This window comes from Flavihumibacter sp. CACIAM 22H1 (genome assembly GCF_001601815.1).
Lineage (GTDB): Bacteria > Bacteroidota > Bacteroidia > Chitinophagales > Chitinophagaceae > Flavihumibacter.
In genome coordinates this window covers 10,757-18,184 of record NZ_LUKG01000089.1, presented here as the reverse complement: position 1 = coordinate 18,184, position 7,428 = coordinate 10,757, and the positions used below count along the sequence as shown (strand labels likewise).

The window sequence follows — 7,428 nt, the reverse complement described above, 5'->3', positions numbered from 1 at the left end:
AGAAATTACCGAACCATAACACCCATCATTCTAATAAACCTTTTTATGAAAAAAATCCTTTCCGATGCAGCTTTGCAATCCTACCAGCAGGATGGTTTTTTTATTTACCGCGGCTTCTTTTCGCCGGAAGAAACGGCCTTGCTCTACCGTACCGCTACAACCGACGAAATAACGTCTAATGCCATGGATTTTCGTGATACAACTGGAAAGGATACCAAATTAACCCTTTGGTTTACCCCAGGAGATGATGCATTCGGATTGATGTCAAGGTCTGAAAAACTGGTACATTCCGTAGGGCAGCTGCTTGGAGAAGCACCGGAAGAGGTTTGTCATTTTCATTCAAAAGTAATGCAGAAACAACCTCGTACCGGCGGAGCCTGGGAATGGCACCAGGATTATGGATATTGGTATAAAAACGGTTTTCTTTATCCGGAAGCTATGTTATCCGTAATGGTAGCACTAACAGAAGCCAACCAGGCAAATGGCTGCCTGCAGGTACTTAAAGGTTCGCATAAAATGCAGCGGTTCGAACATAATTTTGTGGGCGAACAGCAGGGCGCAGATCCCGATTTTGTTGCAGAAGCAGCAAAATATTGTGAGCTGGTCTATTGCAGCTTACAACCAGGTGACGTACTTTTTTTTCACAGCAATATCCTTCACCGTTCAGATGCTAATACTTCCGACCATTCGAGATGGTCGGTTATTTCTGCCTACAACCTCCGCTACAATATTCCCTTCCGCGAAAAACATGCGTCTTGTATTCAGCCCATTAAAATTGTTGCCGATACAGCATTACTGGAAACAGGTAACCAGCAAAGACCTGAAGTAGATTTTTTAAAAAAGCAGGATGAAATTACCCTGCATGTAAAATAACTGCACTACTGAAATAAATTATTTTAGTTAGTAGTATTTTTTATCGGCATTTGCTGTACTAATCTGTATAATTATTTACACCTTTGCGCTTCATCTGAAAACTGTGGCGTATGGTAAGTAGAGAGTCTGTCAGATCGGTACAGCAAGCCAGCAACCTGCCGGCTATTATTCAATTATTGGTGATGGCTATGGCGCCCTCCAAAATATTCCTGTTAGAACATGGTGCGGTTTTCCAGGAAGGGGCTGTGGTTTACCGGGAATTACTGGTTGTATTACCTGCATCCAACTCCAGTAAATTTGTAGAGATGGAACCATTGGCAGAACTTATAAGCCAGCAGAATAGAGGTTACTACTGTTCCTTTTATGCAGAATGCAGGGTGGTGGAAGGCTTAAAAAGAGGAGAACTGTTTTTTACCCTTAATTTCCAAAAAGAAAAACTGGTATTTGACAGTTATTCCATGGAATATACCGAGGCCGATGCCGTACAAATAAGCCTTTTGAAAGCGCAGCAATTAGCCCTGTTTTACAGAGCCATTCGAAAGTCCTATGAATTTTATCAATCTGCTTTATTGCTGGGGCAGCGGAATATTTCCCCCATCTGTTGTTTTTTTCTTCACCAGGCAATAGAATTATGTCTGCGGGCCATTATTCAGCACCTGGGTGGGTATGAAAAACGAACCCACCAGCTAAGAGCGCTTAAAAAACAGGTAATCCGGGTTGCTCCTGAAATGATATCCTGCTTATCAGAAGAATCAGCAATAGCAAAGCAGCGTATAGATGTACTGGAAGCTGCTTACCTAAATGCACGGTATTCTTATGAGTTTAGCCTGCCAATAAAATTACTGGGTGAACTCATTGAGGAAGTAGAACAAACATTACTAAAGGCAAGAGAACTGATGCAGGCAAAATTAGCGCCTGCTTACTGATATTTTCTCAGGCTTGTTTTCTTATGAATTTTGTGAGGATCACAATTTGTTGTCCCTCTACCCGGCCTTCAATCTGTTCCACATTGTCCTTTACCAAGCGAATATTTTTAACAACCGTTCCCAGGCGGGCTGTAAGGGTAGAGCCTTTAACATCCAGTGATTTGGTTAGTACCACGGTATCACCATCCTGCAACAGGGCTCCATTTGTATCACGATGTAATTCAACGGATCCGTCATTTACATGATCACCGCTTGCCTTTGCCCAGGCTTCTGCTTCTTCGGGCAGGTAAAACATATCCAGCAAATCAGCTGCCCAGCTATCTGCGCGAAGCCGGTTCAGCATTCTCCAGGAAACCACCTGTATCGCAGGAATTTCAGACCACATAGATTGTTCCAGGCATTTCCAGTGGGCAAGATCAGGCAGTTCTTTTTTCTCGAGCTGTGCCTTGCATTTTGAGCATACATAAATGGCTGTTTCTTCTTTGGTAGCAGTATCCGGGCCAACTTCATACGAGGTCAATCCATTTACCGACAAACATAATTCACAGGCATTTCCACTTCTGCTTTGCAAGGCTTTCTCTGATAACATCTCATTTACTTTAGGGAAGCAAAGGTATTATTTTATATAGGAACTAAAATTTTAACAGAAAAAACGGACTTGCGTTAAAGAACTTGTAAGGTTGAAGGCGGCTGCAACTGTGGTGAAAATTTTGCGCTCATATCCTTGAATCTAAACTACATAACTATGATCTCTTTAACCAGGAAAATTTCAATGGTGCTGCTTTTTGCAGCAATGGGAGCGGGGCTAACCTCCTGTTTGAAAAACAACGATAATCAGCCAGCTATTCCGAGTGCGGGCTTAATGGCTTTCAACCTTTCCCCCGACCAGGATGGAATTTTTGTTCGGCTTTCAGGTAATACCTTAGGTAATCAGCCGCTTGCATTTACCAATTATACCGGAACCTATCTTCCTATATATACCGGTAGCAGAGATGTAAAGGCATTGAACGCAAATACAGGACGAGAAATAACCAGTTCAGCCGGTTTCCGCTTTGATGCAGACAACTATTATACGTTGTTTGTAACAGGAGCAGACAGCGTTTATACCAATCTGCTGGTAAACGACCACCTGGATACTTTGGTTCCTGCATCCGGAGAAGCATTGGTGCGTTATATACAGGCCATTCCCGACTCAGCTGACTATTCTGTAAAACTGAGTTCCGGTTCAAAAGAAGTTCCGACAGAAGCAGGTTTTAATACCGTGAGTGAGTTTGTATCCATGCCGGCAGGTAACCTGGCTATAACCGCAACCAACGGTACGGGAGCGGCATTGAACAGAACTATTTCAGTAGAAGCCAGAAAAGCCTATACGATCCTGTTCATCGGAGATCCCCGGGCTACGGACGACACCAAAAAACCACAAATCAAATTTATTGTGAACGGAACCGTAACGGATTCTACGGATCAATAATTTTGGATCGGTATGAACCAAAATGGCAGGCAATTCGTAATTAAGAAATGCCTGTCATTTTAGTTTCCAAAGGATTGGCATACGGCTTCGGTTGTATGTTTATGGTTCTAACCGCCTGCTCAAAATCACGGCCGGTTGCCAATGCTTCAGAACCTTTACCACCTCCGCCGGTGGTAGTAAATCCCCCCACCGTACAACCAGATTCCCTTGCCTACCTGGCCCTGGGAGATTCTTATACCATTGGCCAGTCTGTTTCGCCTATGGATCGATTTCCGGTGCTAACAACCGATCTATTAAAACAAAAAGGGTTTAAAATAAAGGCACCCGATATCATTGCCAGAACCGGGTGGAGTACCTATGATCTGTTATATGAACTAACCCAATACCCCGTACCCAATAGCTATCAACTGGTAACGCTGCTGATCGGCGTAAACAACCAGTTTCGCCGAATACCGCTTGAAAACTACGAAACTGAGTTCCGCCAATTGTTAACTTATTCGGTAAACAGGGCAGGGGGTAATCCTAAACGGGTAATTGTATTGTCCATTCCTGATTATTCCGTAACTCCTTTTGCCCGCTCTTCTAATCGTACACAGATAGCTGCAGAAATAGATCTTTTCAATGAACGGAACCGGGCTATTACCAATAGTGCGGGTATATCGTATATAAATATTACCGATTTATCGAGAGAAGCGGCCAAAGACCCTGCTTTGTTAACCAATGACAGCCTGCATTATTCCAGGAAATACTATGCACAGGTGGCTGAAAAAATTACCGCACTGGCGGTGGATAAATTACAATGACCCTTTCCGGCTCATTTTCAGGAATCGAAAAACCAGGAAAAGAGAAGCGAAACTCAGGCCCGCTATCAGCCCGATCCACATTCCCTTGGCGCCCATTTCGAAGTGAAAGCCGAAGAGATAACCTAACGGAATGCCGATTACCCAATAAGCAATCCCAATTAAGAGGGTAGGCACTTTTACATCTTTTATTCCCCTCAACAAACCTGCTCCGATGGCCTGGGTACTATCCGATATCTGGAAGAAACCGGCAAAAAGCAGCAGGCTGGCGGCCAAACTAACTACCTCCGCATTTTTATTAAAAAAAACAGGGATTTGCTGCCTGAATAGCACAAAGCTAATCGCGCAGATAAACCCATATACCAGTGCCGTAACCAGGGTAGATTTTCCAATTACGGCAATTTTGGTCCAGTTACGCCGGCCATAAGCATTGCTAACCCGTATGGAGCCTGCCTGCGCCAGTCCCATTGAAACCATGAAAGTAAAGGAAGCCGTACTGAGGGCAATCTGGTGGCTGGCCTGCGCAACAGCTCCCATGGTACCGATAATTATACCCGAAACGGCAAAAGCGCCGGCTTCCATGCCCACCTGCAAACTGCTGGGAATGCCAATATACAAGAGCTCCCGAAGGGTAGCTGCTTTAAGTTTCCATTGTTTACGGCTTACTGCCATATACCTGCGAAAGGTTTTATGCCGCAGCACAATAATGGCCAGGGTAAGAAATAAAATGGAGCGGGTAATAAGGGTTGCCCAGCCGGCACCTAATAATTCCAGCCGGGGGAAGCCCCAGTTGCCGTAAATCAACAGCCAGTTTAGCATAATATTGATAGGCATACCTGCAAGTGACAGGATCATGGCCGTTTTTGTGTACTCTAATCCGTCTGTAAATTGCTTAAGCGTCATAAACAATAACATCGGAATAATGGATAAACCCATTAGTTTCATAAAGGGAAGGGCATAGGTGACCACTTCCGGATCCTGTCCCATATGCTGCAATAGTCCTCTTCCTCCAATCAGCAAGGAGGAAATAAGGATGGCGGTAATAGAACAAAGCACGAAACCATTGAATAAATAATGCGATACCAGTTGTGAATCACGACGGCCGTGGGCCAGGGAAACCATTTGGGATACCGAAATGGTCATACCAATCCCAATTACAAATGGTATACCCAGTGCATTGATAACCAATGATGCGGCAGCCAGTTGTTTATAGCTGATGGCCCCCACCATGGCGCTGTCAATTATATGCAAGGCCATCTGGGCCAATTCACCCACCACAATCGGAAAAGCCAGTTGTATTGTTTGTTTCGCTTCCTGCCTGAACATACCCTTCTTTTTTCGGGGCACAAATCTACGCTTAAAAGAACGACCTTTGACAGCTATTATAGGAAGGATCATGCGATTTGAAAAATATGCTATTTCAGAAGACATCAAAGAAAGTTTGGAGGAACTTGGATTTAAGCGTCCTACAGATATACAATTCAAGGCAATTCCAAGTATCCTGAAAGGGGAGGATGTGCTGGCCATTGCCCAAACCGGCACCGGCAAAACAGCCGCTTTTGCCATCCCGATTCTGCACCTGCTGCAGCAAGACCAGGAACGCCGCAAAAGGCCTAAGCACCTGTTGCAATGCCTGGTAATGGTTCCCACCCGGGAACTAGCCCTGCAGATTGCCGGTGTATTTCAGCAAATAGGTCAATTTACCGAGCTTAAAACCATTGCGCTGGTAGGGGGGGTAGAGCAGGAAAACCAGCACAAGCATCTGCAAAAAGGGGTAGATATTGTCGTAGCCACACCTGGCCGGTTGTTTGATCTTCACCACCAGCAGGTTCTGAACCTACAAGACATCCGATTATTGGTGCTGGATGAAGCCGATCATATGCTTGACCTCGGCTTTAACAAAGATATTGCCGATATCAAAAAGCGTTTACCCAACCGCCATCAAACCCTGTTTTTTTCGGCTACCATCGATACCCGCATCAAAGACCTGGCCTATGCAATGGTGCATAACCCCATCCGTATACAGGTATCGCCGCAAGACCCAGTATCCAAGAATATTGAGCATGCGGTTGCTTTTGTGGCCATGGATGATAAACGTTTTTTCCTGGAGCGGCTGGTGAAGGAATTACCCGGCAAAAAAATGCTGGTTTTTACCCGTACCAAAGTACGAGCCGAACGCGTGCAGGCAGCTATGAAGCGTGTTCATATCGAAAGCCTTGTAATGCATGGAGGCAAAGAACAGGCCGATCGGCTAACCGTAATGGAGCAATTTCGCCAGGGTGAAATTCCCCTTTTAATTACTACCGACGTTAATGCACGTGGAGTTGATATTCCGGACGTAGATTATGTAGTGAATTATGATTTACCGGAACAGGCCGATAATTATGTACACCGCGTAGGCAGAACGGGTAGGGGAACTAAAAAAGGACAGGCCATTAGTTTTTGCAGTGAGGAAGAAAAACCGCTACTGGCGGCCATTGAAGCCTATACCGGTACTAAGATCAAAGAGAAGCTGATAGCCTCGGATGCCTACCGAGAAACACTGGCACTGTCGGAGGAAACGCCGAATGATAACTGGCGACAGCTGTTGAAAGAGGCCGAAAACACCCCTCTCAAGAAGAAGAAAAAAAAGAAATAAACAAGGTACACCCACCGTATATGGAATTGACCAACACCGCTTCTTCAAAAGCTGTAGAAACCTTACATAACCAATGAAGTTAAAAAACTATCCTTGGGTAGTTGTAGGGTTATTATGGCTGGTAGCCTTACTAAATTATATGGACCGGCAAATGTTAGCCACCATGCGACCAAGCATGCAGGTGGATATTCAGGAGCTGAATTCAGCAGAAAATTTTGGCATATTAATGGCCATTTTTTTATGGGTGTATGGACTGATGAGCCCGGTTGCCGGAATCATTGCAGACCGAACAAACAGGAAAAAACTGATCATTGGCAGTCTTTTTGTTTGGAGCTTTGTTACGTTTGCAATGGGCTTCGCTTCCAGTTTCAGCCAGTTATACCTACTTCGGGCAATCATGGGTGTTAGTGAAGCCTTGTATATTCCTGCCGCACTTTCGCTGATAGCCGACTATCATTCGGGTAAAACCAGATCATTGGCCATTGGCATACATTTAACCGGCTTATACATGGGCCAGGCATTAGGTGGATTTGGGGCCACGATTGCAAGCAATTTATCCTGGCAGTTTAGTTTTCAATCATTTGGATTGCTGGGTATGATCTATGCGGTGGTATTGGTCTTTTTTCTCCAAGAAATTCAACCTGCCCCGGCATCCCAGAAAATTCGCCCAACAATGTCTCCCGCACAGTCGGTACGTTTTTTATTCAGTAATCCTTCCTT

Annotated in this window: 8 protein-coding genes; 6 read left to right on the top strand and 2 right to left on the bottom strand. The window is 44.7% G+C overall.

Features of this window, described 5'->3' with window-relative positions; translation table 11 throughout:
- Positions 1–45 precede the first annotated feature (45 nt).
- Together A1D16_RS18640 and A1D16_RS18635 are read left to right on the top strand one after the other, a co-directional pair.
- Positions 46–873, top strand: a complete 828-nt coding sequence (locus A1D16_RS18640) for a phytanoyl-CoA dioxygenase family protein (RefSeq protein WP_290712312.1) — start codon at positions 46–48, stop codon at positions 871–873.
- 110 nt (positions 874–983) lie between these two features.
- Positions 984–1,799, top strand: a complete 816-nt coding sequence (locus tag A1D16_RS18635) for a HEPN domain-containing protein (protein WP_290712310.1) — start codon at positions 984–986, stop codon at positions 1,797–1,799.
- Positions 1,800–1,806: 7 nt separating this feature from the next.
- Here A1D16_RS18635 and A1D16_RS18630 read toward each other — a convergent pair whose 3' ends face one another.
- A complete protein-coding gene (locus A1D16_RS18630; RefSeq protein ID WP_290712308.1) occupies positions 1,807–2,388 on the bottom strand; it encodes an alkylphosphonate utilization protein in 582 nt (193 codons plus the stop codon).
- Positions 2,389–2,544: 156 nt separating this feature from the next.
- On the opposite strand from A1D16_RS18630, the gene A1D16_RS18625 reads away from it, so the two are divergent.
- Together A1D16_RS18625 and A1D16_RS18620 are read left to right on the top strand one after the other, a co-directional pair.
- A complete protein-coding gene (locus tag A1D16_RS18625) occupies positions 2,545–3,270 on the top strand; it encodes a DUF4397 domain-containing protein (RefSeq protein WP_290712306.1) in 726 nt (241 codons plus the stop codon).
- A 47-nt stretch (positions 3,271–3,317) separates the two neighbouring features.
- Entirely contained in the window at positions 3,318–4,073 is a 756-nt protein-coding gene (locus tag A1D16_RS18620) for a GDSL-type esterase/lipase family protein (RefSeq protein WP_290712304.1), read from the top strand.
- Here the strand turns inward: A1D16_RS18620 and A1D16_RS18615 are convergent.
- Positions 4,065–5,468: an MATE family efflux transporter gene (locus tag A1D16_RS18615; protein WP_290712302.1), complete on the bottom strand. Its 1,404-nt coding sequence runs from the start codon at positions 5,466–5,468 to the stop codon at positions 4,065–4,067. The two genes, A1D16_RS18620 and A1D16_RS18615, sit on opposite strands and share 9 nt — an antisense overlap.
- Here A1D16_RS18615 and A1D16_RS18610 point away from each other — a divergent pair.
- Together A1D16_RS18610 and A1D16_RS18605 are read left to right on the top strand one after the other, a co-directional pair.
- Positions 5,467–6,708 (top strand): DEAD/DEAH box helicase, encoded by a 1,242-nt coding sequence (locus A1D16_RS18610; protein ID WP_290712300.1) that lies wholly within the window; start codon positions 5,467–5,469, stop codon positions 6,706–6,708. The genes A1D16_RS18615 and A1D16_RS18610 overlap by 2 nt on opposite strands.
- A gap of 73 nt (positions 6,709–6,781) precedes the next feature.
- Positions 6,782–7,428, top strand: a 647-nt coding sequence (locus tag A1D16_RS18605) for an MFS transporter (protein WP_290712298.1), incomplete at its 3' end; no start/stop codon positions are given.

Bases quoted from the DNA above. Each gene is read 5' to 3' on its own strand.
- A1D16_RS18640 (WP_290712312.1), top strand. From the start codon at position 46: ATGAAAAAAATCCTTTCCGATGCAGCTTTGCAATCCTACCAGCAGGAT.
- A1D16_RS18635 (WP_290712310.1), top strand. From the start codon at position 984: ATGGTAAGTAGAGAGTCTGTCAGATCGGTACAGCAAGCCAGCAACCTG.
- A1D16_RS18630 (WP_290712308.1), bottom strand. From the start codon at position 2,388: ATGTTATCAGAGAAAGCCTTGCAAAGCAGAAGTGGAAATGCCTGTGAA.
- A1D16_RS18625 (WP_290712306.1), top strand. From the start codon at position 2,545: ATGATCTCTTTAACCAGGAAAATTTCAATGGTGCTGCTTTTTGCAGCA.
- A1D16_RS18620 (WP_290712304.1), top strand. From the start codon at position 3,318: ATGCCTGTCATTTTAGTTTCCAAAGGATTGGCATACGGCTTCGGTTGT.
- A1D16_RS18610 (WP_290712300.1), top strand. From the start codon at position 5,467: ATGCGATTTGAAAAATATGCTATTTCAGAAGACATCAAAGAAAGTTTG.
- A1D16_RS18615 (WP_290712302.1), bottom strand. From the start codon at position 5,468: ATGATCCTTCCTATAATAGCTGTCAAAGGTCGTTCTTTTAAGCGTAGA.